General features: G+C 70.6%; 28 protein-coding genes and 1 tRNA gene. 14 read left to right on the top strand and 15 right to left on the bottom strand.

From position 1 onward, the window contains the following. Positions 1–13: 13 nt before the first annotated feature. Together N1028_RS19765 and N1028_RS15060 are read left to right on the top strand one after the other, a co-directional pair. Positions 14–712 carry a hypothetical protein gene (locus N1028_RS19765; protein WP_310795601.1) on the top strand — a complete coding sequence of 233 codons (699 nt, stop codon included), beginning with the start codon at positions 14–16 and terminating at the stop codon, positions 710–712. Positions 713–768: 56 nt separating this feature from the next. Further along, positions 769–2,316, top strand: coding sequence for a carboxylesterase/lipase family protein (locus N1028_RS15060; protein ID WP_259530194.1), 1,548 nt, complete (start codon positions 769–771; stop codon positions 2,314–2,316). A 147-nt stretch (positions 2,317–2,463) separates the two neighbouring features. Here the strand turns inward: N1028_RS15060 and radA are convergent, their stop codons facing one another. Both radA and N1028_RS15050 read right to left on the bottom strand, forming a co-directional pair. After that, the gene (gene radA / locus N1028_RS15055) at positions 2,464–3,786 is read right to left on the bottom strand and encodes a DNA repair protein RadA (RefSeq protein WP_259530193.1); all 1,323 of its coding nucleotides are present in this window, start codon (positions 3,784–3,786) and stop codon (positions 2,464–2,466) included. A gap of 55 nt (positions 3,787–3,841) precedes the next feature. Next, entirely contained in the window at positions 3,842–4,624 is a 783-nt protein-coding gene (locus N1028_RS15050) for a hypothetical protein (protein ID WP_259530192.1), read from the bottom strand. A 223-nt stretch (positions 4,625–4,847) separates the two neighbouring features. Here N1028_RS15050 and N1028_RS15045 point away from each other — a divergent pair, with 223 nt between their 5' ends. Beyond that, positions 4,848–6,422 carry a stealth family protein gene (locus N1028_RS15045; protein WP_259530303.1) on the top strand — a complete coding sequence of 525 codons (1,575 nt, stop codon included), beginning with the start codon at positions 4,848–4,850 and terminating at the stop codon, positions 6,420–6,422. Here the strand turns inward: N1028_RS15045 and N1028_RS15040 are convergent. Both N1028_RS15040 and N1028_RS15035 read right to left on the bottom strand, forming a co-directional pair. Next, positions 6,379–7,395 (bottom strand): phosphodiesterase, encoded by a 1,017-nt coding sequence (locus N1028_RS15040; protein WP_259530191.1) that lies wholly within the window; start codon positions 7,393–7,395, stop codon positions 6,379–6,381. The two genes, N1028_RS15045 and N1028_RS15040, sit on opposite strands and share 44 nt — an antisense overlap. A gap of 131 nt (positions 7,396–7,526) precedes the next feature. After that, positions 7,527–8,171, bottom strand: a complete 645-nt coding sequence (locus tag N1028_RS15035) for a potassium channel family protein (RefSeq protein WP_259530190.1) — start codon at positions 8,169–8,171, stop codon at positions 7,527–7,529. 90 nt (positions 8,172–8,261) lie between these two features. Here N1028_RS15035 and N1028_RS15030 point away from each other — a divergent pair. Then, a tRNA-Ser gene (locus N1028_RS15030) sits at positions 8,262–8,351 on the top strand. A 66-nt stretch (positions 8,352–8,417) separates the two neighbouring features. On the opposite strand, the gene N1028_RS15025 is transcribed toward N1028_RS15030, so the two are convergent. Continuing rightward, positions 8,418–8,768 carry an ArsR/SmtB family transcription factor gene (locus N1028_RS15025; RefSeq protein ID WP_259530189.1) on the bottom strand — a complete coding sequence of 117 codons (351 nt, stop codon included), beginning with the start codon at positions 8,766–8,768 and terminating at the stop codon, positions 8,418–8,420. Positions 8,769–8,889: 121 nt separating this feature from the next. Here N1028_RS15025 and N1028_RS15020 point away from each other — a divergent pair, with 121 nt between their 5' ends. After that, positions 8,890–9,846, top strand: coding sequence for an NmrA/HSCARG family protein (locus N1028_RS15020; RefSeq protein WP_259530187.1), 957 nt, complete (start codon positions 8,890–8,892; stop codon positions 9,844–9,846). An 11-nt stretch (positions 9,847–9,857) separates the two neighbouring features. Here N1028_RS15020 and N1028_RS15015 read toward each other — a convergent pair whose 3' ends face one another. Then, a complete protein-coding gene (locus tag N1028_RS15015) occupies positions 9,858–10,271 on the bottom strand; it encodes a winged helix-turn-helix transcriptional regulator (protein WP_259530184.1) in 414 nt (137 codons plus the stop codon). A gap of 80 nt (positions 10,272–10,351) precedes the next feature. On the opposite strand from N1028_RS15015, the gene N1028_RS15010 reads away from it, so the two are divergent. The 3 genes from N1028_RS15010 to N1028_RS15000 all read left to right on the top strand — a co-directional run bounded on the left by N1028_RS15010 (position 10,352) and on the right by N1028_RS15000 (position 12,088). Continuing rightward, positions 10,352–11,182: an NAD(P)H-binding protein gene (locus N1028_RS15010; RefSeq protein WP_259530183.1), complete on the top strand. Its 831-nt coding sequence runs from the start codon at positions 10,352–10,354 to the stop codon at positions 11,180–11,182. A gap of 74 nt (positions 11,183–11,256) precedes the next feature. After that, positions 11,257–11,499: a hypothetical protein gene (locus tag N1028_RS15005; RefSeq protein ID WP_259530182.1), complete on the top strand. Its 243-nt coding sequence runs from the start codon at positions 11,257–11,259 to the stop codon at positions 11,497–11,499. A gap of 46 nt (positions 11,500–11,545) precedes the next feature. Beyond that, positions 11,546–12,088 (top strand): YbhB/YbcL family Raf kinase inhibitor-like protein, encoded by a 543-nt coding sequence (locus N1028_RS15000; RefSeq protein ID WP_259530180.1) that lies wholly within the window; start codon positions 11,546–11,548, stop codon positions 12,086–12,088. Between the two features lies 1 nt (position 12,089). Here the strand turns inward: N1028_RS15000 and N1028_RS14995 are convergent, their stop codons facing one another. From N1028_RS14995 to N1028_RS14985, 3 genes are all read right to left on the bottom strand, one after another. Further along, a complete protein-coding gene (locus N1028_RS14995; protein WP_259530179.1) occupies positions 12,090–12,428 on the bottom strand; it encodes a protein-L-isoaspartate carboxylmethyltransferase in 339 nt (112 codons plus the stop codon). A gap of 17 nt (positions 12,429–12,445) precedes the next feature. Beyond that, on the bottom strand, positions 12,446–13,354 hold the full coding sequence (locus N1028_RS14990; RefSeq protein ID WP_259530178.1) for an HpcH/HpaI aldolase/citrate lyase family protein: 909 nt from the start codon (positions 13,352–13,354) through the stop codon (positions 12,446–12,448). A 121-nt stretch (positions 13,355–13,475) separates the two neighbouring features. Continuing rightward, positions 13,476–13,826, bottom strand: a complete 351-nt coding sequence (locus N1028_RS14985; protein ID WP_259530177.1) for a nuclear transport factor 2 family protein — start codon at positions 13,824–13,826, stop codon at positions 13,476–13,478. A gap of 113 nt (positions 13,827–13,939) precedes the next feature. Between N1028_RS14985 and msrB the strand changes: the two genes are divergently transcribed. The 3 genes from msrB to N1028_RS14970 all read left to right on the top strand — a co-directional run bounded on the left by msrB (position 13,940) and on the right by N1028_RS14970 (position 15,351). Next, positions 13,940–14,431 carry a peptide-methionine (R)-S-oxide reductase MsrB gene (msrB, locus tag N1028_RS14980; protein ID WP_259530176.1) on the top strand — a complete coding sequence of 164 codons (492 nt, stop codon included), beginning with the start codon at positions 13,940–13,942 and terminating at the stop codon, positions 14,429–14,431. Continuing rightward, positions 14,428–14,943 (top strand): peptide-methionine (S)-S-oxide reductase MsrA, encoded by a 516-nt coding sequence (gene msrA / locus N1028_RS14975; protein ID WP_259530175.1) that lies wholly within the window; start codon positions 14,428–14,430, stop codon positions 14,941–14,943. The genes msrB and msrA overlap by 4 nt, the downstream gene beginning before the upstream one ends. 114 nt (positions 14,944–15,057) lie before the next feature. After that, positions 15,058–15,351, top strand: coding sequence for a hypothetical protein (locus N1028_RS14970; protein WP_259530174.1), 294 nt, complete (start codon positions 15,058–15,060; stop codon positions 15,349–15,351). On the opposite strand, the gene N1028_RS14965 is transcribed toward N1028_RS14970, so the two are convergent. Then, positions 15,342–15,896, bottom strand: a complete 555-nt coding sequence (locus N1028_RS14965) for a dihydrofolate reductase (protein ID WP_259530173.1) — start codon at positions 15,894–15,896, stop codon at positions 15,342–15,344. The two genes, N1028_RS14970 and N1028_RS14965, sit on opposite strands and share 10 nt — an antisense overlap. Positions 15,897–15,942: 46 nt before the next feature. After that, positions 15,943–16,746, bottom strand: a complete 804-nt coding sequence (locus tag N1028_RS14960; RefSeq protein WP_259530172.1) for a thymidylate synthase — start codon at positions 16,744–16,746, stop codon at positions 15,943–15,945. A gap of 86 nt (positions 16,747–16,832) precedes the next feature. Here N1028_RS14960 and N1028_RS14955 point away from each other — a divergent pair, with 86 nt between their 5' ends. The 3 genes from N1028_RS14955 to N1028_RS14945 all read left to right on the top strand — a co-directional run bounded on the left by N1028_RS14955 (position 16,833) and on the right by N1028_RS14945 (position 18,830). Further along, positions 16,833–17,045 (top strand): hypothetical protein, encoded by a 213-nt coding sequence (locus N1028_RS14955; RefSeq protein ID WP_259530171.1) that lies wholly within the window; start codon positions 16,833–16,835, stop codon positions 17,043–17,045. Between the two features lie 32 nt (positions 17,046–17,077). Beyond that, positions 17,078–17,845: a YqjF family protein gene (locus tag N1028_RS14950; protein ID WP_259530170.1), complete on the top strand. Its 768-nt coding sequence runs from the start codon at positions 17,078–17,080 to the stop codon at positions 17,843–17,845. Positions 17,846–17,933: 88 nt separating this feature from the next. Continuing rightward, complete coding sequence (locus N1028_RS14945) at positions 17,934–18,830, top strand: hypothetical protein (RefSeq protein WP_259530169.1); 897 nt, start codon at positions 17,934–17,936, stop codon at positions 18,828–18,830. On the opposite strand, the gene ybaK is transcribed toward N1028_RS14945, so the two are convergent. The 4 genes from ybaK to N1028_RS14925 form a co-directional block, all read right to left on the bottom strand. After that, positions 18,816–19,325, bottom strand: a complete 510-nt coding sequence (gene ybaK / locus N1028_RS14940) for a Cys-tRNA(Pro) deacylase (protein ID WP_259530168.1) — start codon at positions 19,323–19,325, stop codon at positions 18,816–18,818. The genes N1028_RS14945 and ybaK overlap by 15 nt on opposite strands. Then, positions 19,325–20,038, bottom strand: a complete 714-nt coding sequence (locus tag N1028_RS14935; protein WP_259530167.1) for an alpha/beta hydrolase — start codon at positions 20,036–20,038, stop codon at positions 19,325–19,327. The genes ybaK and N1028_RS14935 overlap by 1 nt, the downstream gene beginning before the upstream one ends. A 77-nt stretch (positions 20,039–20,115) precedes the next feature. Further along, positions 20,116–20,895 carry a DNA-formamidopyrimidine glycosylase family protein gene (locus tag N1028_RS14930; protein ID WP_259530166.1) on the bottom strand — a complete coding sequence of 260 codons (780 nt, stop codon included), beginning with the start codon at positions 20,893–20,895 and terminating at the stop codon, positions 20,116–20,118. Further along, positions 20,888–25,666 (bottom strand): ATP-dependent helicase, encoded by a 4,779-nt coding sequence (locus N1028_RS14925; RefSeq protein WP_259530165.1) that lies wholly within the window; start codon positions 25,664–25,666, stop codon positions 20,888–20,890. Before N1028_RS14925 ends, N1028_RS14930 begins: the two co-directional genes overlap by 8 nt. Between the last annotated feature and the right edge of the window lie 115 nt (positions 25,667–25,781).

Raw genomic sequence — 25,781 nt, 5'->3', positions numbered from 1 at the left:
TTACCCTGTGTTCATGTCGACTCTGAGGCATCCGGTGGGGCCGCATTCGAAGAAGGTCTACTGGCGCCGACGCGCCCTCGTGCTCGCGGTGCTGGCAGCGCTCGTGGCAATCGTCGTGCTGATCGTCGTGCGGCCAGGAGCCGGTGCCGAGGCCGAGGGCGGGGGCGGTCTGCCCGCCGCCTCGACGGGTGCCACCACCGCGCCGGCCGACGGCACTGCGCCCGCCGACGGCACCGGAGTCGCCGGCGCGACCGACGGCTCGGCTCCGGGTGCCGTCGACGCCCCTGCCGACGCGAGCGGTGCCGCGCCCGCCTGCGCCGCCGGCAACATCGCCCTCGCCGCCGTGACCGACGCCGACACCTACGCGGCCGGGGCGAACCCGCAGCTCTCCTTCACCATCCAGAACACGGGCGCCGAGGCCTGCACCATCAACGCCGGCACCTCGCAGCAGCTCTACACGATCACGAGCGGCGACGAGACCTACTGGGTCTCCGCCGACTGCCAGACCGATCCGAGCGACACCCCCGCTCTGCTCGAGCCGGGCGTCGTGGTCTCCTCCACGCCCTTCGGCTGGGACCGCACGCGCTCCTCGCCCGAGACCTGCGCGGCCACCGACCGGCCGCAGGTCCCTGCCGCCGGAGCCTCGTACCACCTCAATGTGCAGGTGGCCGGCATCACGGCTCCCGACTCGAAGCAGTTCATCCTGCAGTAGCCGATCGTGCAGCCGTGGCCCGCTCCGGCCCCGGCCGTTCAGCCGGCGGGGCTACGATGCCGAGCGTGAGCGGCGACGGACTCGAGGTGGGGGTGACCGGAGGCGTCGTCCGTGGGGCGGCCCGTCGCGGCTTCCGCTGGTGGCGCGGGATCCCGTTCGCAGCCCCTCCGGTGGGTTCGCTGCGGTTCCGCGCTCCGGCTCCGGTGCAGCCGTGGCGAGGAGTCCGCGAGGCGACAGCGTTCGGCCCGGTCGCCATGCAGTCGCGCAACGGCAACTTCATCGGCACCTCGCGCTCCACCCCGATGTCCGAGGACTGCCTCACCGTCAACGTGCTGCGGGCCGACGCGCCGGGGGAGAAGCTCCCGGTCATGGTCTTCATCCACGGCGGCGCCTACAGTGTCGGCTCCTCGGCCGAGCATCCGCGGAACGGCGAGGCGCTCGTGCGCGAAGGCGGGGTGGTGTTCGTGAGCTTCAACTACCGGCTCGGCGCCCTCGGCTACCTCGACCTCACGCGCTACTCCACGCCGGAGCGCCCGATCGAGTCGAACCTGGGGCTCCGCGACCAGGTGGCCGCGCTCGAGTGGGTGCACGACAACATCGCGTCGTTCGGAGGGGATCCCGGCAACGTGACCCTCTTCGGCGAGTCGGCCGGGGGCAACGCCGTCACGACGCTCATGGCGACCCCGAGCGCGCACGGCCTCTTCGCCCGCGCGATCGCCCAGAGCTCACCGGCGAACGCCATCTACCTGCCCGAGATGGCGGCGGTCTGGGCCGAGGAGTTCGCCGAGCTGCTGATGGAGTCGATCGACACCGACGGCGTCGAGTCGACCTCGGACGACTCCGCCGGCCGTCTCCTCGTCGACGCCTCGGCGGGCGAGCTCGTCGATGCGGCGGTCACGCTCACCCTCGCGACCCCGGATGCGCATCCCGGCACGATCGTGCTCTCCCCGGTCATCGACGGCGACGTGCTGCCCGAACGCCCTCTCGACGCGTTCAAGGAGGGCCGGGCTGCGCGGGTGCCTCTCATCATCGGCACCAACGACCGCGAGGGCTCGCTCTTCACCGGCAGGCTCGACATCCTCGCCACCACGCCCAAACGCATCCGGGCCATCTTCGCGCGCACGAAGAAGAAGTCCCGCAAGGCCATCAAGGCCGAGTACCCTGGCCTCCCCGCCCAGCGGGCCGCCGCTGACTTCGGCGGCGACTACGCATTCTGGTACCCGACCGTGAAGGTGGCCGAGCGGCACTCGCGGTTCGCGCCAGTGCACTTCTACCGCTTCGACATCGCTCCGCGGCTGGTGCGCCTCGCGGGCTTCGACGCCACGCACGGCCTCGACCTGTTCGCGATCTTCGACCGCCTCGACGGGCCCTTCGGCCGCCTCATGACGATCCTCGGCGGCCGGCGGGCCTTCAAGGGGGCGGCCAGGCGGATGCGGGCCCACTGGCTCTCGTTCGCCCGCGACGGCCGCGTCGACGCCACCGCGTGGCCGGCCTACGACGAGACCGAGCGCCTCACCCTCATCATCGCGCCCATCGACCGCGTCGAGGCCGACCCCCGAGGCTCCCGCCGCCTCGCCTGGCAGGCCTTCGTCCCCCACGTCTGAGCCGGGCGTCCCACCCGCCAGGCGCGGACTTCGCCACGGCTCGCCGCCAGCGCGCCGATCTGCGCGTCGGTCACCGTCAGGCTTGGCGAAGTCCGCCGGCATCCGACCCGAGGGCCTGACAGCCCGACAGCCCGGCCGCCACCCCCGCTAGCGGAACGCGCGTCCCAGCGCGCGGACGAGCTGGCCCGCCTCGTCGTCGATGATCGTGGTGAAGCCGAGCCGCCGTGCCTCCGCCGCGCGGATGCGGCTCGACGACACCGGCCGCACCTCGCCCGCGAGACTGATCTCGCCGAAGGCCGCGAGGTCGTGGGCGAGCGGCTTGTCGTTCGAGGCCGAGGCGAGGGCGAGGGCGATCGCGAGGTCGGCGCCCGGCTCGGTGAGCTTCACGCCGCCCACCGTCGACACGTACACGTCTTTGTCGCTCAGCGGGATCCGCGCCCGACGCTCGAGCACCGCGAGGATCATGGCCACGCGCGACGAGTCGACCCCGTTCGTGACCCGTCGCGGGTTGGGCGAGGGCGTCGACACCACGAGCGCCTGCACCTCGACCGGCAGGGCGCGCCGGCCCTCGAGCGCCACGGTCACGCAGGTGCCCGACACCGCGTCCGACCCGCGCGAGAGGAACAACCCGCTCGGGTCGGGCACCTCGGCGATGCCGTCGGACGTCATCTCGAAGCAGCCCACCTCATCCGTCGGCCCGAACCGGTTCTTCAGCGCCCGCACGAACCGCAGCGCCGTCTGCCGGTCGCCCTCGAACTGGCACACCACATCCACCAGGTGCTCGAGCACGCGCGGCCCCGCGATGGAACCGTCTTTCGTGACGTGCCCCACGAGCAGCACGGGCAGCGAGCGGTCCTTGGCCACGCGGATGAGCGCAGACGCCACCTCCCGCACCTGGGTGGGGCTGCCCGCGGCGCTCTCGAGCGACGACGACGACACGGTCTGCACCGAGTCGACGATGAGCAGGTGCGGCTCGACGGCGTCGATCTGGCCGAGGATCGTGGCGAGATCGGTCTCGGCCGCGAGCATGAGAGTGGGGGAGAGGGAGTGGGTGCGCTCGGCCCGCAGCTTCACCTGCGACACCGACTCCTCGGCCGAGACGTAGAGCACGCGCAGATGCTCCTCGGCGGCCTTTGCCGCCACCTCGAGCAGCAGCGTCGACTTGCCGACGCCGGGCTCGCCCGAGAGCAGGATGGCCGCGCCGGGCACGAGGCCGCCGCCGAGCACCCGGTCGAACTCGCCGATGCCGGTGGCCCAGTGCGCCGCCACGTCGGAGCTGATCTCGGTGATCGGGCGGGCGATCCGGGCCGCGTCGAGCACCGTGGCCCGCACGGCGCGCGCGATCCCCTCGTTCTCGGCGGCCGACACCACGGTGCCCCACGACTGGCACTCGCCGCAACGCCCCACCCACTTCGCAGTCTGCCACCCGCACTCGGTGCAGCGGTACGCGGTCGTGGATCTCGTGGCCATGCCCACACCCTAGACGCGCCCACCGACACCGGGCGAGAGCCCGTCGGAGAAGGGCTCAGTCGTCGCTGTCGTCGGGCTCGATCGCGGCGCCCGGACGGCTTCTGGCCGAGATGGTGGCGGCGCGCTCGGCGAGCCGTCGGCGCACGTCGGCCTGGGCGCTCTCGACGAAGGCGGGGTCCAGCGGCGCGCTCGGGGAGTGCGGGTCGCCGTGGTGGCGCTCGATGTAGGCGTCGAGCTCGGGGCCCGACTCCCACGAGGTGATGAGGCAGTAGCGGGGCTCGGGGCCCTTCTGCCACACCGCGTGCCAGAACCGCTGCGTGTCGACGATCACCTGGGCGCCCGCGGGCAGCGGGATGCGCACCTCGGTCTCGGGGTCGAAGCGGTCCTCGCGGAGGATCAGGTAGGACTCCGGGTCGTCGGAGAGGTTGAAGAAGCCGCGTACGATCCAGCCCGTGCCGTCCGGGTTGAGCCGGTTGTTGTCGTCCTGGTGCAGGTTGTAGAGCGCGTTGGCGTAGTCGTTGGGCTGCAGCTCGATCACGCGGCAACGGCCGATGTTCGCGCCGGGCTCCTCAGCGCGCGCCTTCAGCACGGGGGCCTTCTCCACATTCGCCGCAACCCACACGCCGTCCTTGTCGGTGCGGGCGGGCGAGTGGTTCCAGAATCCGTCGCACTCCATCTCGCCGAACGCGCTCGCGAGCGGGGCGAAGCGGGTCTGCCCCGAGGACTTCCAGTCGACGTACTCCAGGTCGAGCCACTCCTTCGGGTCTGCGGCCTGGTCGTGACGGTCGAGGACGACGTAGCCGGTCTCCTCGAAGGCGGTGGAGCGGATGTAGCTCATCGCGAAATGAACCTTTCAGTCGGAGGGCGTGCACGTGTCGACCCGCCCTACTTAGGCAAGGCTAACACGCAGCATGCCCGCCGTTCCGGTGATCTCGAAGCCCTGGCGGAGGCGTAGAATGAAGGGTCTGGCACCAATGACAGGAGACCCGACGAAACCTGGATTCCGACCTGAGGAGGCGACTGTGATCGATGGCGTGTCTGCGACTCCGCATCTCGAATCCGTGCTCCGGGCTGCGACCACGCACCCCATCTCGCTCGACCGGGACGACATCGTCCTCCGCAAGGGGCAGCTCACGTTGCTGAACGGTCACTCGACCCCGCGCGAGTCGATGATCGAAGACCTCTTCTTCATCGCCGACACCCTCGAGGGTTCACGCGTGCCGTTCCTCCTCGTGCGCGGCAACGACGAGCGGCCCGTGCTGGCGGTCGACTGGAAGCACCGCAAGCGCGCCAAGACGGCACTCATCGACGCCATGGCCGGGGAGCCCTTCTACGCGAAGGCGCCGCGATCGCCCGCCGTGCTCGTAGCCGATGGCAAGCTCGCGCGCGACCCGAAGGCGCGCGTCGTGCGCCTCTACCGCCCCCGCATCGAACCCATCGGCCGTCTCCGCTACGGCGTCGAGTCGGCCGTGCAGCTGGAGTTCTGGCAGCGCGACGGCGAGTTCATCGAGGCCCCCGCCGAGAACTCGCTGACCCGGCGCACGATCCCCGCCCAGGAACTCGTCGAGACCACGGTCGACCTCTACGGCCGCACCTGGGCGACCATCGAGGGCATGTTCAGCGCGCTCGCGAGCGACGTCCCGTTCGAGATCGACATGGTCTTCTCCTGGGTCGACGGCACCGCGATCGAGTTCCAGCGAGCACGGGCCAAGCGCATGGCGGCGTATGTCGTGGGGGAGGGTGACGACTCCGAGGCGCGCTACCGCCAGATCGACGAGCTCAAGTACGCCCTGCGGAGCGTCTACATGTTCGCCCCGTGGGTGCGCCGCATCTTCATCGCGACGGATTCGCCGAAGCCCGCCTGGCTCGCCGACGACCCCCGGGTCACCATCATGCCGAGCGAGCAGTTCTTCAGGAACCCGTCGGACCTGCCCACGCACAACTCGCACGCCGTCGAGGCGCAGCTGCACCGCATCCCCGGCATCGCCGAGCACTTCCTCTACTCCAACGACGACATGTTCTTCGGTCGCCCGGTCACGCCCGATCTCTTCTTCTCACCCGGCGGCATCACGAAGTTCGTCGAGGCCGACACCCGCATCGGCCTCGGCCAGAACGCTCTGCACCGCAGCGGATTCGAGAACGCCGCGCGCGTCAACCGCGAGCTGCTGCAGAACCGCTTCGGCCGGGTCACCACCCGCCACCTCGAGCACTGCGCGGCGCCGCTCCGCAAGAGCGTGCTGTTCGAGATGGAGAACGAGTTCGAGGCGGAGTTCGCGCGCACGGCGGCGAGCCCCTTCCGCTCGGCCACCGACATCTCGGTGACCAACTCGTTCTACCACTACTACGCGCTCATGACGGGCCGGGCCGTGGTGCAGACCGAGGCGAAGGTGCGCTACATCGAGACCACCCTCAAGGTCGCGCTCAAGGAGATGGACACGCTGCTGAAGAAGCGGTCGATGGACATGTTCTGCCTCAACGACGGCTCCAAGCCCGAGATCGGTGTCGAGGAGCGCACGACCGCGGTCATCTCGTTCCTCGAGCGCTACTTCCCGTTCCCCGCCCCGTGGGAGGTGCCCACGAGCGAGGCCCCCGTCACGCGTCCGTCGGAACCAGCTCAGGTTCAGGCGCCGGCGTAGCGGCCAGGGCCGCCGCAGTGGCGGTCGCGGCCAGCGAGAGCGGCAGCGGCATCGAGAGCGTGAGCGGCGGCTCGGGCGAGACCTGCGGGCTCACCGCATCCGCGATCATCACGCCCTTGGCCTCGAGCCGTCGGCGGGTCTCCTCGGCCGAGATGTGGTCGAGGGCCGGGTGGCTCCCGAGCGGCACCACGGAGTGCAGCACGGTGTGCTCGTAGACGTGCACGAGGTTGAACGCCTGCGCGCCCGCACGGCCCTTCGTGCCGCCGACTTCGACGTTGAGGTCCTGCGTGTAGCAGGTGGCGGATGCGACGGAGACGGGGATGCCCGCGAAGGTCGCGGTGGTGGAGTAGTGCAGGTGGCCGGCGATGATGGAGCGCACGTCGGAGCCCTCGAGCACCTCGGCGAGGCCCCGCTGGTCGCGCAGTTCCACGGCCACGGCGAGGTCGAGCACGCTCGGCACGGGCGGGTGGTGCAGGGCGAGGATGCTGCCGTGGGGCGCGGGGGAGGCGAGCTCCTCGGCGAGCCAGTCGAGCTGGTCGCTCGAGATCTCGCCGTGGTGGTGCCCCGGCACGGTCGAGTCGAGCGTGATGACGCGCAGCCCGTTCACGTCGTAGACGCGGTCGACACTGCGGTCGGTCGGCACCTCGCCGAGCAGGCCCTCGCGGAACGAGGCGCGGTCGTCGTGGTTCCCCATCACCCAGATCACCTGGGCGCCGAGCCGTGCGGCGGCCGGCTCCACGATCGCGCGCAGCCGGCTGTAGGCATCCGCTTCGCCCTTGTCGGCGAGGTCGCCGGTGAAGACGATGGCCTCGGGTCGGCCTCCGGATGCCTCGACCTCGTCGAAGAGGGAGCGCAGCAGCTCCTCGCTGTCCACGACGCCGTAGAGCTTGCCGCCTCCGGCGAGCAGGTGGGTGTCGCTGAGGTGCAGGAGGAAGTGGTTCGGCCTCGGGTACTCGGCCGTTCTGATACTCACAGGAGTTCCATTCGGGTGAGGTGCGGGCCTCAGGGGTTGCGACCCGTCCGTGGTGCTGTGAGAACGACTCAAGCACGCGAATCTGAACGGGAAGCGAACATCCGCCCGCGAGTCGTTGTGAAGCGGGTGGCTCATTCCCCGCGGCGCTGGTGCCCGATCCGCTCGTTCAGGTACGACACGATCGTGGCGGTGGCGACGCCCACGATCGCGATGCCACCGAACATGAGGACGACGGCGAGAACCCGGCCGAGCCCCGTCACGGGGTAGACGTCGCCGTAGCCGACGGTGGCGATGGTCACGCACGCCCACCAGATGGCGTCGCCGAAGTTCTCGATGTTGGCACCGGATGCGCCGCGCTCGGCGGCCAGCACGGCGAGGGAGATCGAGTAGACGAACAGCACCACGAAGAGGGCGGCGTGGATGACGAGCCGGAGGCGCACCGACGATCCGCTGTGCCGGCGGAAGTACGGGATGTCCTTCAGCCGGCTGAGCAGCAGGAACGGGCGGAACACCGGCACGAGCACCGAGAGCAGGTCGAGCAGGGTCGTGCGGAAGTACAGGCCCTTGTCGGCGGCGAGGGCGAGCCGCACGAGGTAGTCGGCGGCGAACACCGCCCAGATCGCGGCGATCACCACGTTGAGGGTCACCTCGGCGCCGCGCGGCAGGCCGACCGCGATCACCCGCACCGAGTAGGCGGCGATGAACACGAGCGAGAGCGTGACGAGCGGAATGGAGGTCGTGCTCTCCCAGTGCCGCCTGCGATCGTCCGCCACCACGTCGACCCCCTCCGGCCCTCCGATCGCTTCAGAATGGCACGTCGACACCTCGATTGGCGACACGCGCGCGCCTCGCGTACACTCTTCCTCGGTACCGTGTCCGAGCGGCCGAAGGTGCAACTCTCGAAAAGTTGTGTGGGGGAGACTCCACCGTGGGTTCAAATCCCACCGGTACCGCCATTGAAAGCCCCCTGAACCCTTGCTCCGCAAGGCGTTGAGGGGGCTTTTTCGCGCCGCGCCCCTGTCTCAGGAGGGCGTGTGGAGCACCCCCGCCAACCGCGACATCGCGTGCTCGTCCCGGCGGTAGTGGATCCACTTGCCGATCCGCGTCGACCGCACGAGGCCCGCGCGCTCGAGGGTCGTCATGTACGAGGAGACCGTCGACTGCGCGAGACCCGACTTGGCTTGCAAGTGGCTGACGCAGACGCCGACCTCGTCGCGATCGGCGATGGGTTCCCACTCCGCGAACTCGGTGTGCGGATCCCGCAGCCACTCCATGATCTGCAGGCGCGCCGGGTTCGCGAGCGCTTTCAGGGCCTCGACCGCCTCGAGCGGAGCGTGCTGCCCGGCCTCTGAGCGCGGACTGTTCTCCGGCATCACGGGATCATCTCCTCTCCTCGATTCGCACCATCATATTTCGATATCGCGATCCGAGGGCCGCCCGGCATTTAATATTGTCATATCGCGATGTCACGATATGAAAAGGAGAGAAACGCAGATGCCAGACAACAGCACACCCTTGATCGTCGTCACCGGTGCCACCAGCAAGCAGGGCCGGAGCGTCACGACGTCCCTGCTCGAGAGCGGCAGGTTCCGGGTGCGTGCCCTGACCCGGACCGCCGATTCCGCCCAGGCTCGCAGCTTGGCTGAGATGGGAGCGGAGATCGCCGAGGTTCCTCTGGCGCCGGGCCACGAGCGCCGGCTCGTGGAGGCGTTCGGATCAGCCCAGGGAGCCTTCCTGATGACCCCGCCCATCGCTCCGCCTTCCACGGAGGAGTTCTCCTTCGGCTGCCAGCTGGCGGATGCCGCGGTGGAGGCAGGGGTGGACCACGTCGTGTTCAGCACACTCGAGAACGTCGACGAGCGTTCGTCGGGAGGTCGGTACGCTCCGCACTTCACCGACAAAGCTCGGGTCGCCGACCACATCCGGGGTCTGCCGATCGGGCACACCTTCGTCATGCTCTCGTTCTTCTACACCAACGCGCTGGAGTACTACGCGCCGCAGATCGACGGGCAGACCGTGCAGATGCCCTTCTACCTGCCCGAGGACTTCCGGGCCCCGTTCGTGGATCCGCTCACCGCAACCGGCCCGGCCGTCCTCGAGGTGTTCTCCGACCCGGACGCCTACGGGGGCGCTTCGCTGCCGATCGTCGGCGACGTCATCTCCCCGGCCGAGATGGTCGAGACGTTCTCCCGCGTCACGGGACTCCCGGCCGAGTACGGAGACGCCACGACGCGCACGGGCCTCCTGGAGCACGTCCCCTCCCTGCGCGAGAATCCTCAGGAGGTCGAGGAGATCCTCGGTATGGCCCGGTACGCAGTGGATCTCGGGTACTTCCGGGAGGATCGCGACCTCGCGTGGAGCCGGACCGTCGATCCCACATCGCTCACGTGGGAGGGGTTTCTCCGCAGGACGGGTTGGCGGGGCGAACCCGTCACCTTCGGTCGCCGGTAGGGCCATCCCGCTCAGCGGATGGAGTGGCCCGGGTGCGCGTCATCGTAGCTCTGACGAGCCCCGGCGATGGCAGGGCGCTGCTCGATGGACCAGTCCGCGAGAGCGCGGATCAGATGCGTGAGGCTGCTCCCGGAATCGGTCAGCGCGTAGGTCACCTGCGGTGGGATGGTGGGAGAGACGGTCCGCTCGACGAGACCGTCGCGCTCGAGCCGCCGGAGCGTCAGGGTCAGCATGCGCTGCGAGATCCCGTCGATCGCGCGCTGCAGCTCCCCGAACCGCCGCGCTCCGGAGGACAGCTCGACGACGACGAGCACCGACCATGTGTCGCCCACCCGATCGAGCACATCCCGGATGCCGCAGTCCGGGTGCTCCCGCTTGCCGCACGGCTCGAGCTCTGCGGTTACTTCGGTGTGCGTCAGTGACATGAGAGTGCCTTCTTGTGAGGATCCGCGGAGCCGGAACAGAATCAGCCTAGTTACCGCACAGGACCACGAAAGGCGATCTGTTGATCCTCGTCACCGGCGCATCGGGCAAGCTCGGCCGCGCAATCCTCTCCACCCTCTCGCAGCGCGACGTCGTCGCCACGGGCACCAGCCGCGCCGCACGCGGAGATCTGCGCACGCTCGACTTCGACGACCCGGAGAGCATCTCATTGCGTGGTGTCGACACACTCGTCCTGGTCTCAGCCGGGGAGGCCGAGGACGACGTCGTGGTCGCACGCCACGACGCGGTGATCACGGCAGCGGAGCGTGACGGGGTCGCTCATGTCGTGTACACGAGCCTCACCTCCGCCGGAGACCACCTCGGCTTCGCTTTGGCGCATCGATGGACGGAGCGGCGGCTCCAGCAGAGCACCCTGAGTTGGACGATCCTGCGGAACGGCCTCTACGCCGACCTGTTCGGCTCGCTCCTCGGCTGGTCGGGGAACCGGCTGACCTCCGCCTTCGGTGACGGCGCGCTGGCCGCCGTCAGCCGAGAGGACCTCGCGGAGGCCGCGGCCGTCGTCGCTGAGGCCCCTCACCGGCACGAGGGGCGGACCTATGACCTCGTCGGCACTCCCGTGACCGCCGCCGACGTCGCTGAGCATCTCGGAGTCCCGCTCGTCGACGTGTCGCTCGACCACCGCCGCCAGGAGCTCGATCGGGCGGGGTTGAAGCCGTTCCAGCCGGCGATGCTGATGTCGATCCACACGAACGTCCGGCACGGTTTCCTCGGCAGCCCCGGCCCTGACCTCGGGCACCTTCTGGGCCGCGAGCCCGGCGACACGCTCGCGGACGTCGCGGCCGCGACGGGCGCGCCCCGCGCCTCGACGCCGTCCGATGCCACCGCCCGCTAGGGAGCACCCCGCGCCACGCCGACAGACATCTCCTATACAGGTGTTGTTCGACTTCATCCGGCAGACTGCCCGGCATGGGGCACGTGCGGGGGCTGCGGATGCTGGGGAGACGGCGCGAGACGACGCGCCCTGTCGAGGGCGAGGATCCCTACGCCGACTACCTCGTCTGGCTCGCCGACGGGCGCCCGGCGCTCGCCGCGGCCGACTTCCTCATCGGTTCGGCCCTGCCGATGCCCGCCGCCGACGACGCGCCCGAGGATCCGCCGACGCAGCCCTCCCGTCGGGGTCGGCATACCGGTGCGCAGCCGATCGGGTGAGACTGGTGAGGACGGCCTCAGAAGGTGCCCGGGCAAGGAGAACCCCATGACCACGCCATCCCCCACCCCCTACGATGCCATCGCCGAGGTGCCGGGCTTCGAGCTCACGAGCACCGACGTCACCGACGGCGCCCCGCTCGAAGCCCCGCAGGTGAGCGGCATCTTCGGCGCCGGCGGGCAGGACGTCAGCCCTCAGCTCTCGTGGAGCGGTTTCCCGCCCGAGACGAAGAGCTTCGCCGTCACGGTCTTCGATCCGGATGCCCCCACCACGAGCGGATTCTGGCACTGGGCCGTCGGGGGCATCCCCGTCGCGACGACCTCGCTCGAGAGCGGTGCCGGCGACGACGGCGGATCGGGCCTGCCCGCGGGGGCGGTGCAGCTGAAGAACGACGGCGGCCTCGCCCGCTACCTCGGTGCCGCGCCGCCCGCCGGCCACGGCCCGCACCGGTACTTCATCGCGGTGCACGCGCTCGACGTGGAGTCGCTGGAGGTCGGAGCGGATGCGACGCCCGCGTTCCTCGGGTTCAGCATGTTCGGCCACACCCTGGCTCGCGCGGTGATCTCGGGCACCTTCGAGGTCGAAGGCTAGGTCACTGCCGAGCGAGGTGCTCCCGCGACTTGCGCTCGAGGAACGTGCAGAGGGCGGCGGCCAGAGCGAGGTCATCCGCGAGGGCCTGAACCCCCTGCGCTCGCAGCGTCAAGTCGCTGTCCCGTGCACCGAAGACCACCTCGTACTCCGGTTCGCCGGGAGCGACGGGCTGGAGGTAGACCTCCGTGGTGGCATTCCTCAGCCTCACGATCACGAGTCCGGTGTCGTCGCCCGCCTCCCCGTCGTGGCGCAGCACATCGATCACTCCGGGCAGAGGCGGACCCTCCTCGAGGAACTCCTGCACCCAGCGCTCCAGCGTCTCCTGACTGCGGAACGGCATGTCCTACCTCCGTGTTCTCAGTAGCCGACGCCGGGCTGCGGTCCCTGCGGAGAAGGCAGGGGCTGCACGCCGAAGGCGCGGGCCAGCTTGTCGATCTTCTCGGCGCGGCCGAGGCGGGGAAGGTCGCTGCCGTCGCGGATGACGCGGCCACGGGCCTCGAAGTCGTCGAGGAAGTCGCGCGCCCAGGTCACGTCGGACTGCGTGGGGCTGATGGCCTCGTTGATGACGGGCAGCTGCTCGATGTCGAGGCAGAGCTTGCCCGTGAGGCCGAGCGTCACGGCCACCGCCGACTGCTCGCGCAGGATCGGGTGGCTCGACGAGACGGTGGGGCCGTCGATCGGGCCTGGCAGCTTGCCCACCCTGCTGGCGATGACCAGGCGCGAGCGCGGATACGCCATCGCGATGTCCTCGGCGCTCGTGCCGGTGTCGCGGCGGTAGTCGCCGCTGCCGAACGCGAGGCGGAAGGCGCCGCGGGCACGGGCGATCGACACCGACTCCTCGATGCCGAGCGCCGACTCTACGAGAGCGAGCACGGGCGTCTTGCCACCCAGGCGGTCGAACGTCTCGGTGACGTCGGCGGCCGACTCGGTCTTCGCGAGCATGACTCCGCGGAGACCGGGCGCCCCCTTCAGCTCGTCGACGTCGTCGCCCCAGAAGTCGGAGCCGCGGTCGTTGATGCGCACCCAGCCGGTGCCGTCCTCGGTGTGCAGCCATTCGACCACGTCGGTGCGCGCGGTCTTCTTGTGCGAGGGGTCGACGCCGTCCTCGATGTCGAGCACGACCTGATCGGCTCGGGAGTTGCGCGCCACCGGGAACAGGTCGGTCCGGGTCGCCGACACGAGCAGCCACGAACGGGCGATCTCGCCGGGGACGGTCTGACGGCCCCAGGTGCGCTTCGGTTCGGAGGTCGTGGGATTCGAAGTCATCGGGCTTCTCTGCTCGTCTCTGCTCGCTGTGGGTCCGGGCTCGCTGTGGGTCCGGGCCCGCTGTTCGTCCGGCGTTCGCCGGAGATTCCGCCGTAGGCAGATTATCAGCCCCGCTCGGGCGTCAGCCGCGCTCGATCCACCAGTCCGTGAAGGCCGAGGCCCGCCCGTCGGTATCGCGACGGATGACCCACAGGTTGTCGTAGACCCTGCCCGACGCATAGGTGCTGACGCCCTGCACGAACGAGAGCGCCGGGTCATCGGAGAGCACCTCCCACTCGAACCGGGCCTCGCCGGGTTCGTCTCGTTGGGCGAGCCAGCGCTCGACGATCTGCTCCCGTCCGATCCACGGTGCGCTGTGCGGTCCATCGCGGTACTCGGCGTCCTCCGTGAAGAGTGCTCCGATGTCGGCGGCATCATTGGACTCCCAGGCCCGACGGTAGCCCTCGATCCAGGATGCGATGGGCTCGGTCATGGGAACAGTGTCGGCCGTTCAGCGGGGTCAGGGCAAGTGGGAACTATTTGTGCAGAACGACTGTTCTACCTGTAGACCGCCGCAGCCAGCGGTGCGATTTCCGAGGAGACACCGTGACCACCGAGTACCGCAAGACCCCGGAGGCGCTCGCCCGCCTCTCCCGCCGGCAGTACGCCGTCACCCAGGAGGACTCGACCGAGCCCGCCTTCCGCAACCAGTTCTGGGACAACCACGAGGCGGGCATCTACGTCGATGTCGTCTCGGGCGAGCCCCTGTTCTCCTCCGTCGACAAGTTCGACAGCGGATCGGGTTGGCCGAGCTTCACGAGGCCGATCGACCGTTCGCACGTGGTCGAGAAGACCGATCGCAGCTGGGGGATGACCCGCACCGAGGTGCGGAGCATCTACGGAGACAGCCACCTCGGCCACCTGTTCCCGGACGGGCCGCGCGAGGCCGGCGGACTCCGCTACTGCATCAACTCGGCATCGCTGCGCTTCGTGCCGCTGGCCGAGCTCGAGGCGGAGGGCTACGGCGAGTACGCCTCGCTGTTCGGCGCCGCCGCCACGACCAGCACCATCCCCACCACCGAGGAGGACGCACGATGACCACCAAGACCGCGATTCTGGCCGGAGGCTGCTTCTGGGGCATGGAGGATCTGATCCGCCGGCGCCCCGGGGTGCGAGACACCCGCGTGGGCTACACGGGAGGCGACGTGCCGAACGCCACCTACCGCAACCACGGCACGCACGCCGAGGCCATCGAGATCACGTACGACCCCGCGCTGACGAGCTACCGGTCGCTCCTGGAGTTCTTCTTCCAGATCCATGACCCGTCGACGAAGAACCGTCAGGGCAACGACCTCGGCACGAGCTATCGCTCGGGGATCTACTACCTCGACGACGAGCAGCGCCACGTGGCCGAGGACACGATCGCCGACGTCGACGCCTCGGGCCTGTGGCCCGGACCGGTGGTCACCGAGCTGGCGCCCGCGGGCGACTTTTGGGAGGCCGAGCCCGAGCATCAGGACTACCTGGAGCGCTACCCGAGCGGCTACACCTGCCACTACGTCCGCCCCGGCTGGGTGCTCCCACGGCGCGCCGCCGACGTGCCGGCTTAGGCTCGCCGACCGCTGTCAAGCGGTCCGGTCTCCTCGCGCCGCCGGTCTTGGCGTGTCGCACCCCTCTCGGTGATACTCGAACTCGAACACATCTTCGAATGTCTGGAGGCCACCATGAGCACCCTTGATCTCACGGATGTCGCCACCCTGTGGTTCGGCCAGGGTGAGGCGGTGCCCGGCACCACCTCGGTGGGCACGCCGGCTCCGGTGCGCATGCTGTGGCGCGGGGAACGCTGGCGCGTCACCGACCGGCCCACCGAGCCCGAGGGCCTGTACTGGACCACGCATCCGCCGGAGTTCGCGGCCTGGCGCTTCCAGGCCACCGATCCTCAGGGCCGCAGTCGCGTCTTCGACCTCGTGCGGCACCACGGCGACCACCATTGGCTTGTCGTGCACGTCTACGACTGAGCGGGCTCTCGGAGGGTGCGGGCCCGTGTCAGCGACACGAAGCGGTAGCGGATGCCCGTGCGGGACTCCAGCCAGCCCTCCGCGGGAGTCACTTCCCGAACCCACCCCGGTCCCGCATCCGGTGCCCGCGTGTCGCCGCCGGCCTCGAGGTCGACCTCGGTGATCTCGAGCCGGTCGGCGAATTCCAGGGCCTGGCGGTAGATCTCGCCACCGCCGATCACCCAGACCGGCTGCCCGCCGTCGCCGCTGCCGTCACGTCGCGTGTTGCCGGGAGCCCCCGAACCCAGCGCCTGCTCGAGCGAGCCGGCGGTCTCCGCGCCCTCCGCAGTCCAGCCCTCCTGCCGGGTCACCACCACGTTCCGCCGCGCGGGGAGCGGCCGGAACCGCTCCGGCAGCGAGTCCCAGGTCTTCCGCCCCATGACGACGGTCGAGCCGCCGGTGAGCTCGCGGAAGTGCGCGAGATCCTCCGGCAGATGCCACGGGATGCCCCCGCCCTCTCCGATCACGCCATCGCGGGCCTGGGCCCACACGAGCGCGACGCTCATGGGCTCACGCCCACGAGGTCACCGCCCAGACCCACGACCTCACGGCTCATACGGCGACGGCGGCGCGGATGGCCGGGTGGTGCACGTAGTCCACGACCTCGATGTCGTCGTACTCGTAGTCGAACACGCTCGGTCGCTCGCGCGTGATGCGGAGGGTGGGCGCGGGGTAGGGGTCGCGCTCGAGCTGGAGTTCGACCTGCTCCACGTGATTGTCGTAGATGTGGCAGTCTCCACCGGTCCAGACGAAGTCGCCCACCTCGAGTCCGGTCTGCGCTGCGATGAGGTGGGTCAGCAGCGCGTAGCTCGCGATGTTGAACGGCACCCCGAGGAACAGGTCGGCGCTGCGCTGGTAGAGCTGGCACGACAGCTTGCCATCGGCCACGTAGAACTGGAACAGCGTGTGGCAGGGAGCGAGCGCCATCTCCGGGATCTCGGCGACGTTCCAGGCGGAGACGATCATGCGCCGTGAGTCGGGATCGGTGCGGATGGTCTCGATGACCTGCGAGATCTGATCGATCGGTTCGCCGCTCGGCGACGGCCACGACCGCCACTGCACGCCGTAGACCGGACCGAGCTCGCCTTCCGCGCTCGCCCACTCGTCCCAGATCGAGACGCCGTTCTCCTGCAGCCACCGCACGTTGCTCTCGCCGCGGAGGAACCAGAGCAGCTCGTAGGCCACCGACTTGAAGTGCACGCGCTTCGTGGTGATGAGTGGGAACCCCTCCGAGAGGTCGAAGCGCAGCTGTCGGCCGAAGACGCTGCGGGTTCCCGTGCCCGTGCGGTCGGATTTCGCCACACCGTTCCGGAGCGTGTCGCGCAGGAGGTCTTCGTAGGGTGTCGCGATAGCCATGCACCCGAGCGTAGAGCCAATCGACACACGTTGCGAGCTTGCGGGCGCGTTGTCCCCTACCCTGATCCGAAGAGGGGATTCGGACCATGAAGCGCATCAACATCCTGTACGGCGGCAAGCAGTACTCCATCTCCGGTCGCGACGTCGACGAGGTCAAGGAGGAGATCCGCTCCGCCGTCGGCGCGGGGGAGCCGTATTGGCTCGAGCTGAACGTGGGAGAGGGCAAGTTCAAGCGCGCGAGCATCCTCCTCAGCCCCGGTGTCGACATCGCCGTGGTCGGCATCGACCCGGACGAGTGAGCGTGGCCAGCGGGCCGGGCCGCGCGACTCCCGTGAGTGGGGTTACGACTGAGCCCCTCTCCCGCGCCGCGCCCCCACTCGGCCGGATCGCCGAGCACGAGCAGGACTGGCAGTCGCTCACCTTCCTGCACTGGCGCGTCGCTCCTGAGCTCGTCGCCCCCCACCTGCCGCCCGGCACCCGGCCCGACGTCTTCGACGGCTCCGCCTGGGTCGGCCTCATCCCGTTCCGGCTCGCGAACGCCACCGCACCCGGTGCACGCGCCCTCGGCCCGATCCCGTTCGCGGGCACGTTCCCTGAGATCAACGTGCGCCTCTACTCGGTCGACGCCACCGGTCGTCGCGGGGTCGTCTTCGCCTCCCTCGAGTCGTCGAGCCTCTCCGCGGTGCTCGCCGCGCAGGCGCTCTTCGGTCTGCCCTACCGCTGGGCACGCATGTCGATCTCGACGAGCCGCGACGGCGCCATCACCTACCGCTCCGAGCGCCGAGGCGCAGCGGGCCTCGGCGGCCGCACCGGCCCGCACAGCGTCGTCGAAGCGCGCCCCGGAACCCGCGATCTCTCGCACGACGAGCTCGCCGTCTTCCTCACCGCGCGCTGGGGGCTGCACATCGCTCGAGGCGGACGCACCCGGTTCATCCCCAACGAGCATCCGCCGTGGAGCATCGTCGACGCCGAACTCCTGCACCTCGACGACGAGCTGCTCGCGCACGCGGGCTTCACCGACCTCGCGGGCCGGGCCCCCGACTCGGTGCTCTTCTCGCCCGGAGTGCACACGGGTTTCGGCCGCCCTCGCCCGCTCTGACCGCGGCAGCCACTCGCTCGTCCTCACGCCCGTCGTCACCGCCCCCGTGCCGACCGGGCCGCTCTCCCGCCGCGACCATAATGGATGGGTGACCTCACCCTCCCCTGATCTCGGCCTCCTCCTCGACGTCGACGGGCCGATCGCGAGTCCCGTCACCCGCTCCATCGCCATCCCCTCCATCGCCTCCGACCTCGTGGCCCTCGCGAACGCCGGGGTGCCGCTCGTCTTCAACACCGGTCGTTCGGACGAGTTCCTGCGCGGCGAGGTGGTCGACCCGCTCGTCGCGGGCGGCCTCCAGCCCGAGGCCCGTGTCTTCGGTGTCTGTGAGAAGGGAGCCGTGTGGTTCCGGATCACGCCCGACGGCGTCGGCGATCTCTCCATCGATGAGTCCCTTCTCGTTCCCTCCGAGCTCCGCCGAGGCGTGGAGCAGCTGGTCGAGGAGCATTTCGCGGAGTCGATGTTCTTCGACCGCACCAAACGCACCATGATCTCCGTCGAGCAGCGCACCGACGTCGACAGTGCCGACTACCTCGCGATCCAGCCCCGGTTCGACCGCGCGGTCCTCGATCTGTGCAGAACTCTCGATCTCGGGGCGGTGTGGAGGAGTGAGCGGCAGCCGGCCTCCGACGGCAGTGTCCCGTTCCGGCTCGATCCGTCCATCATCTCGACCGACATCGAGTCGGTGCGCGTCGGCAAGGATCTGGGCGCCGAGCGCGCCGTCGAGCTCGTCGCGGCGTTGGGCGCCGTGCCGCGTCGCTGGCGGACCGTCGGCGACTCCCGCAGCGACTACGCGATGGCTGACTGGATGCACGAGCAGCGCTACGACGTCGCGCACGTCGACGTGCGCCCCGCCGAGGGCGTGCCCGAGAAGCCCTACGCCGTGCTCGTGGCCGCTCCCGAGCAGATCAACGACGCCGCCGGAGCCGTGTTCCTCCGCCGCTGGGCGGCCGAGGTGATCGACGGCGTCGTCTCAGTCGTCGCCTGAGTTCCGCCGGATGCGTGCGATCCGCCCGCCCACCGCGGTGAGCAGGTCGGCGGGTGCGATCTCGATGTCGAAGCCGCGCCGCCCGCCCGAGACGAAGATCGTCGGGAACTGCGTGGCCGCGTCGTCGACGACGGTGTCTAGCCGTGTCCGCTGCCCGACCGGGCTGATGCCGCCCACCACATAACCGCTCTTCCGCTCGGCCACCGCACGGTCGGCCATGGCTGCCTTCTTGGAACCGAGCTCACCCGCGAGGGCCTTCAGGTCGAGCTGATCGCGCACCGAGACGATGCCGATTCCAAGGCCCGCATCCGTCTCGACCATGAGCGTCTTGAACACCCGGGCCGGTTCGATGCCGAGCTCGCGGGCCGCTTCGGCGCCGAAGTCGGTCGCCGCGGCATCGTGCCGGTAGGCGTGCGGAACGAACCGGATCCCGGCGGCCCGCAGGGCCCGCGTCGCGGCCGTCGTCGGCCCCGCCGTGTCGTTCTTCTTCGCCATCAGCTCCCGCTCGGGCCGTCAGAGAGAGAAGGCCCGAGCGTCGAGCGCAGGAACGCGGCCACATCGCCCGCCTCCTCGGAGGAGATCGAGTGCGCGATGCCCGGGTACTCGCGAGCGGTCACCGTGAAGTGTCCGGGCACGAACGTGGCGGTGCGCTCGATGCCGCTCGCGGCGATGATCGGATCCTCGACGTCGCGCCCCCAGAACAACGGAGGCCGCGTCTCGCCCAGCCGGCCGTCTCCCTCCGCCGTGCCGCGAGCCACGAATCCCGAGAGGTTGACGGCCGCCGTGAACCGCTCCGGAGCCGATCGCAGCAGCTCGATCGACATCACGCCGCCTTGGGAGAACCCCATCGCCGCCACGGCAGGGGCCCGCCCGAATCGCGCCTCCACGCGGTCGAGCCACGCCAGCACGGCGGAGACCGATCCCTCCACGGACGGCACCGGGGGAGCGGCGGGCTCGCCAGGGGTGAACCAGGTCCAGCCACCGAGCCCGTACGGCTGCCCCGACAAGGGCGCTCGGAGGGAGGCGTAGACGAACTCGGCGGGCAGCAGCGGGAACAGCCCCGCCAGATCGTTCTCGTGCGAGCCGCGGCCGTGCATCACGACCACGAGAGGCTGGGATGCGAACCGCTCAGCTCGTTCGGCGGGGGGAACCGACCACACCACGGCGTCGTCGTCGAGCGTGAAGGGGGTCGAGTCGTCGAGAGTCACCCGGCGAATCTAACAGAGCCGCCGTCGGTGGGAGAAGGCACCCCACCGCCGACGGCCGGCCCTCCCGCGAGCCCCCATCACCGCTGGCAGTGGGGGCACCAGTACGTCACGCGCTGCGTGAGCTCGGTCGCCCCGAGCGACCCCGAACGGATGCGCGTGCCGCAACGAAGGCACGGCTTGCCCCCGCGGCCGTAGACCCAGGTGCGCTTGCCCGGGCGGGTGTCGCCGGTGGTCGTGCGCTCGGAGCGGTCGCGGTTGGCGGTGATCAGCCGGTGCGCGAGGTCGACGACGGCGCCGAGGTCCGGCACCTCGGAGACCGGTCGTTCGGGGTGCACGCCTCGCAGAAAGCACAGTTCGTTCGCGAAGACGTTCCCGAGTCCTGCGAGGTTGCGCTGGTCGAGCAATGCCACGTCGATCTCACGTTCCGGGTCGGCGCCGAGCCGACGCACGGCCTCGGCGGCATCCCAGTCGTCACCGAGCAGATCAGGGCCGAGGTGGCCCACCGCCTCGTCCTCGTCTGCCCGTGGCAGCACCTCCACGGTGCCGAGGTCGAATCCCACGGTCACCCAGTCGGCGTTCTCGAGCACGATCCGCGCCTGGTAGGCCGGTCGCCTCCACTTCGTGCCGTGCCGGTAGATGTGCCAGGCGCCCTCCATCTTGAGGTGGGTGTGGATGCTCGTGTCGCCCACCCGCGTGAGGAGATGCTTCCCCCGGGCCACCACCTCGTCGACCACCTGACCGCGCAGGTCGACGGATGCGTACTTCGGCACCCGCACGTCGCAGACCGTGAGGGGGCGCCCGGCCAGCGCCTCGTGGAGGTGCACGGCGGTGCGGTAGACGGTGTCGCCCTCAGGCACGGAGCCTCAGCCCCCGTGGTGTGCCCGTGAAGCCGGCCGCCTCGAGCGCCGTGCCCACAGGGGTGCCCAGTACGAAGTCGCCGTTCACGCGCTCGACCGCGAGCCGGTCGACGCGACCGCCGGTCACGGCGGCTGCCACCGAGCGGGCTGCCGCGGCGATCCGCTCCTCGTCGTCGCTGAACACCAACGCCGACTTGCCGCCGCGTTCGAGGTAGAGCACGAGGGCGCCGTCGACCAGGCACACGAGCGCCCCGGCCTTCCGGCCGGGCTTGTGCCCGGTGCCCTCCGCGAGGTCGGGCCAGCCTAGGGCGGCGCCGTAGGGATTCGCGGGGTCGGTGGCGGCGAGTGTCACGGCCTCGAGCGGTCGTTCGCGCCCCTCCCGGCCGACGGCATCCGGGGCGAACCCGCGCAACCGGTCGACGGTGCCGCCGGTCGCGAACTGCGCCGCTCCGAGGGTCTCGACGAAGTAGCCCCGGCGGCAGCGCGCGCTCTCCTCGAACTGGCTGAGCACGCGGTAGACGAGCGCGAAGCCGCCCGGCACACGCTCGCTCATGACCGAGCCGCGCGTCACGACGCCGTAGCGGTCGAGCAGCATCTCGGCGGTCGCGTGGGCGCGGAGAGTCGGATCGGCGACCGGTTCGGGAAGCATCGACCAGCGGCCACCCGCCGTCGGCGGGCCCACCCGGGTCTGCATGGTGGCCCGCGCGACCGTGCGGCCCCGGTACATCCGCGAGCGGGGTGCCTGCCGCTTGGTGCTGTGCGCCGACTTGCCCGAGCCTGTGAGGGTGCGGAGGGGCGCGACGGTGTCGTTCGTCACGAGCCCGGCCCACACCAGGTCCCAGATGGCCTCCACGATGGCCGCATCCTCGGGCACCCGCTCGGGCAGGCGCGCGGCGACCGCGTCGGCCAGCGAGCGGAAGAAGAAGCCGCCGCCGTGCCCGAGCGCCTCGCGCAGGGCGGTGTGCAGCTCGGTCCCGTCGAGATCCTCGGGAAGCGGCGCGGTGGCCGAGACGGGCAGGGTGTCGAGGGTGTGCAACGCCACCCAGCCGTCGCTGCCGGGTAGGCGTCCACGGCCCGACCACACCACCTCGCCCGAGGCGGTGAGCTCGTCGAGCATCGCGGGGCTGTAGTCGCGCACGCGCGCCGGCAGCACGAGGTTCTCCCAGGCCGAGGCGGGCACGGGCACTCCGGCGAGCTGCTCGATCACGGTGAGCACGCCGTCGACTCCTCTGAGCGACCCGCCCACGTGCTGCCAGGCGGGCAGGAACCGGGCGAGCGTCTCGGTCGCCACCGGCTCCACCTCGTGGCGGAGGGCGGCGAGCGAACGACTGCGCAGCCGCCGCAGCACCTCGGCGTCGCACCACTCGGTCGACCCGATGCGGCCCCGCAGCAGCGCCGACGGCTCTTCGGAGGCCGCCGGAGATCCGTCACCCGAGAGAGTCTGGGTGGTGTGCGACGCACCGCCGGCTGTCGGCAGCGCGAGCCCACTGGGCCTGAACTCGCCCTCGATCACGCGCCGATCGGCGGCGAGCCGGCGCAGAGCATCCGTGACCACGGCCACACCGAGCCCGAACCGCTCGGCGACCTCCTGGGCGAGGAACGGCCCGTGGGTGCGCGCGTACCGGCTCACGAGGTCGTGCACCGGCTGCTCCACGGGCGCGATGAACGCATCCGGGACCCCGAAGGGGATGGGCACGCCGAGCGCATCCCTCAACCGCCCCGCATCTTCGATCGGGGCCCACCACTCCCGCCCCGCAAAGCTCACCCTCAGCGCGCGCCTTGCCGAGACGAGGCCGTCCAGTGCCGCGGGCACGTCGAATTCGAGCGAGCGCGCCACGACCTCCTCGGTCGTGAGCGGGCCGAGCAGCCGCAGCAGGTCGGCGACGCCCTCGAGGTCGCGCGCCCGCCGGTCGGGAGCGAGCCGCTGCAGCTCGCGCTCGGTGTCCTGGATGACTCCCGGGTCGAGCAGCTCCCGCAGCTCCGCGCGCCCGAGCAGCTCCGAGAGCAGGCTCGGGTCGAGCGAGAGCGCGGCGGCCCGGCGCTCGGCGAGGGGGCTGTCGCCCTCGTAGACGAAGGAGGCGACGTAGCCGAACAGCAGCGAGCGGGCGAACGGTGACGCTTCACCGGACTCCGTCTCGACCACCCGGATGCGCCGCGACTCCAGGTCGCGCGCGATCGTGAGCAGCGAGGGCAGGTCGTAGACGTCCTGCAGGCACTCCCGCACGGTCTCGAGGATGATCGGGAACGTCGGGTACTTGCGCGCCACCTCGAGCAGCTGCGCCGATCGCTGCCGCTGCTGCCAGAGCGGAGAGCGTTTGCCCGGGTTCTGCCGGGGGAGGAGCAGCGCTCGAGCTGCGTTCTCCCGGAACCTCGATGCGAACAGCGCCGACCCGCCCACCTCGTCGGTCACGATCTGCTCGAGCTCGGCGGGTTCGAACAGGAACAGCTCGGCCGAGGGCGGCTCGCTCTCGGTGTCGGGCAGTCGCAGCACGATCCCGTCGTCGCTCGCCACGGCGCTCGCATCGAGCCCGAAGCGCTCCCGGATGCGCCCGTTGACCGCCAGCGCCCAGGGCGAGTGCACCTGCATGCCGAAGGGGGAGTGCAGCACCACGCGCCAGTCGCCGAGCTCGTCGCGGAATCGCTCGAGCACGAGCGTGCGGTCGCTCGGCACGTGCCCGGTGGCCTCGCGCTGCTCGGTGATGAACGTCACGAGGTTCGACGCGGCCCAGGCGTCGAGTCCGGCGCTCTCGGCCATCGCGAGGGCCTCCTCGGGGGAGGCGGCGGCGACCCGGCGCGTGAACGCCCCGATCGCCTCACCCAGCTCGGCCGGTCGCCCGATGCCCTCGCCGCGCCAGAACGGCAGCCGGCCCGGCTGGCCGAATGCCGGAGTCACGAGCACGCGGTCGTGCGTGATCTCCTGGATCCGCCAGCTCGTCGCGCCGAGCGCGAAGACGTCGCCCACGCGGGACTCGTAGACCATCTCCTCGTCTAGCTCGCCCACCCGGCGACCGGGAGCGGACCGGGTGCTGCCGCCCGAGGAAGCCGTCGGATCCGACTCCGTGGGCTCGCCGCCCACCATGAACACGCCGAAGAGACCTCGGTCGGGGATCGTGCCGCCGCTCGTGACCGCCAGCCGCTGTGCTCCGGGGCGGCCCGTGAGGGTGCCCGCGTCACGGTCCCAGACGAGCCGCGGCCGCAGCTCGGCGAACTCGTCGGAGGGGTAGAGGCCGGAGAGCAGGTCGAGGGTCGCCTCGTAAGCCGACCGCGGCAGGTTCGAGAACGAGGCGCTCCTGCGCATCACGTCGAACCACTCCTCCACGTCGATCGGCTCGAGGGCGCAGGCCGCCACCGTCTGCTGCGCGAGGATGTCGAGCGGGTTCGCCGGGATCGACAGCGTCTCGATGAGCCCCTCGGTCATCCGGATCGAGACGACGGCGGAGTGGATCAGGTCGGCCCGGTGCTTCGGGTAGAGCAGCCCCTTCGAGATCTCGCCCACCTGGTGGCCTGCACGGCCCACCCGCTGCAGCCCGCTCGCGACCGATGGCGGCGCCTCGACCTGGATGACGAGGTCGACGGCCCCCATGTCGATGCCGAGCTCGAGGCTCGAGGTCGCCACCACGCAGCGCAGCCGACCCGTCTTGAGGTCGTCTTCGATCAGGGCCCGCTGCTCCTTGCTCACCGAGCCGTGGTGGGCTCGGGCGAGGAGCGTCTCGGCACCCGCGGTCTGCCCTGCCTGGCCCATCAGCTCGGCCGGTGCGCGGGTCGACCGGGGCTCAGCCCTCTCGTCGGCCTTCTCGACCTCGTCGACCTCGGCTCCCGGTCCCATCCGCTCGGCGAAGATCTCGTTGAGCCGGGCCGTCAGCCGCTCGGCGAGCCGCCGTGAGTTCGCGAACACGATCGACGAGCGGTGCTCGAGGATGCGATCGACGATGTCCTCCTCGACGTGCGGCCAGATCGAGCCCTGTTCCGGCGCGTTCGCGGAAGACGCGGCACCCTCCAGCGACGGCGACTCCGCGGGCGGGATGGCCGTCATGTCCTCGACCGGCACGACCACCTTGAGGTCGAACTTCTTGGTCGAGGGTGGTGCGACCACCACCACGGGCCGGCCTCCGGCCAGGAAGCGCGCCACCTCCTCGCGGGGCCGCACGGTGGCGGAGAGCCCGATCCGCTGCGCCGGGCGCGCCAGCAGGGTGTCGAGCCGGTCGAGGCTCACCGCGAGGTGCGCGCCGCGCTTCGTGGCGGCCACGGCGTGCACCTCGTCGACGATCACGGTGGTCACCTCGCTGAGGGCCTCACGCGCCGCCGACGTGAGCATGAGGAAGAGCGATTCCGGCGTCGTGATGAGGATGTCCGGCGGCGTCTTCGCGAGCGAGCGCCGCTCGTTGGCCGGGGTGTCGCCCGAGCGCACGCCGACGGTGATCACGGGGGGTGCCGCGCCCAGTCGCTTGGCCGTCTGGGTGATGCCCACGAGCGGCGAGCGGAGGTTCCGTTCCACGTCGACCGCGAGCGCCTTGAGCGGTGAGACGTACAGCACCGAGGTCTTCCGCGGGACCTCGCCTGAAGGCTGAGCCGGGGCAGCGGCGAGCCGGTCGATCGCCCAGAGGAACGACGCGAGCGTCTTGCCCGATCCCGTGGGCGCGACGACGAGCGCGTGGTCGCCCCCCGACACGGCCTCCCAGGCCCCCGATTGCGCGGTGGTAGGGCCCGAGGGGAAGGCGCCGAGGAACCACTCGCGGGTCGCGGGGGAGAACCTGTCGAGCACATCGCTCATCCGTCCATCATCGTCGGTACCACCGACAACGGCATCCGGACGGGTCAACCACGTCGCCGCCCGCAGACACCGACCGGGCGCGCCGTCTCCCGCGAGGCGCGGACGAGGCGGCCCC

Origin of the sequence: Herbiconiux oxytropis (assembly GCF_024979315.1) — a bacterium.
Lineage (GTDB): Bacteria > Actinomycetota > Actinomycetes > Actinomycetales > Microbacteriaceae > Herbiconiux > Herbiconiux oxytropis.
This window is presented reverse-complemented; position numbering and strand designations above follow the sequence as displayed.